This window comes from Rhizobium sp. YJ-22, from assembly GCF_029601685.1.
In the GTDB taxonomy this organism is placed as follows: Bacteria; Pseudomonadota; Alphaproteobacteria; order Rhizobiales; family Rhizobiaceae; genus Metarhizobium.
Window position 1 is genome coordinate 27,133 of the sequence record NZ_JARRIR010000027.1, and the last position, 1,356, is coordinate 28,488.

Sequence of the window (1,356 nt, forward strand, 5' to 3'; positions counted from 1 at the left end):
TGGCGATGGCCCCCAAAACCAGATGGTCTCGTTCATGCGAACGATGTTCGGCGATCACGTTCTCAATCACCCGATGCTCAAGAGCACCGCGATTTCCGACGCTGGTATCACCAAACAGACCCTGTACGAGGTTAGTCGCGATCAGTTTACGAGGGCGACATATGACCGAGCGATGGAATCGCTCGACAACGTGAACAATGAAATCGAGCAGTTGATTCAGACGTCGTGGGGGCGAAAATAATGCCGACCTTGACCAATGTTACCTGCGCATCTGCTGCAAAGTTGCCAGCCGGAAACTTCGCGCTCAATCGCCTGGAAACCATAGGTGTCTTGGCAGTTGACGCTGAGAAGAGAGGGAGAGAAAATGGCTAGGAAACACCTTCTTTCCGATCTTGCGGTGCCTAAGGCACAGAGCACTGGCGAGGGTGAGGCTACGGGTCAGGATCTCGTCGCGCCTCAATATGCTCCACGTGGAGCAATCGGCGCTGTTTCTCGTTCGATTGAGCTTTTGAAGTCTCAGTCGCTCACCGATCTTGATCCGGATCTCATTGACGCTCCGTCTGTAATCGACCGGCTTGACGAAGATGGGGAGCAGTTCGAGGAGTTTGCCCGGAACATTCGGGAGAACGGCCAGCAGGTCCCAATTCTCGTCCGCCCTCACCCGACCAGCGACGGACGCTATCAAATCGCTTACGGACGTCGGCGACTTCGTGCGGTCAAGGCTGCAGGGCTCAAAGTGAAAGCGGCCGTCAGGACGATGACGGACGATGAGCTTGTTTTGGCTCAAGGCCAAGAGAACAGTGCTCGACAGGACCTATCGTTTATCGAACGTGCGCTTTACGCAGCTGAGCTCGAAGCAAAAGGGTTTCAACGGCCAGTGATCATGGCTGCCCTTGCCGTCGACAAAAGCAACCTGTCTCGCTTGATCCAGGCGGCCACGCAGTTGCCGGCAGATATCATCCGTGGCATTGGCGCTGCCCCGAAAACCGGCCGCGACAGATGGGGCGAACTTGCCACACGGCTGGGTAAGGATGACGCCGCGGACAGAGCTCGAGCGCAGCTGTCCGATGAGGAAGTGAAAGCCCTCCCCTCTGACGAACGCTTCGCGCGGGTCTTTGAGCTTGCCGCGCCCAAAAAGGTCAAGAAAGAGAAATCCGCTGCGACGACTTGGCAGGCTGATGACGGCGTAAAGGCCGCGAGCTTCCGCCAAGACAAGCGCACACTGACATTGATGATCGACAAAAAGGCTGCTCCAGAATTCGGGGACTACCTGATGTCGATGCTCCCTGAAATCTACGCCTCGTTCAAGAAAACGAAGCAGTAGGTCAGACCCAACGAGGAAAGGATCGTTAGAGC

At 56.1% G+C, this 1,356-nt stretch carries 1 protein-coding gene and 1 pseudogene; both read left to right on the forward strand.

Features of this window, described 5'->3' with window-relative positions:
- A pseudogene (locus P7F60_RS29195) lies at nucleotides 1–241 on the forward strand (plasmid partitioning protein RepA); the annotation flags it as partial.
- Between the two features lie 123 nt (nucleotides 242–364).
- Nucleotides 365–1,324, forward strand: a complete 960-nt coding sequence (repB, locus tag P7F60_RS29200) for a plasmid partitioning protein RepB (RefSeq protein ID WP_277921054.1) — start codon at nucleotides 365–367, stop codon at nucleotides 1,322–1,324.
- Nucleotides 1,325–1,356 lie beyond the last annotated feature (32 nt).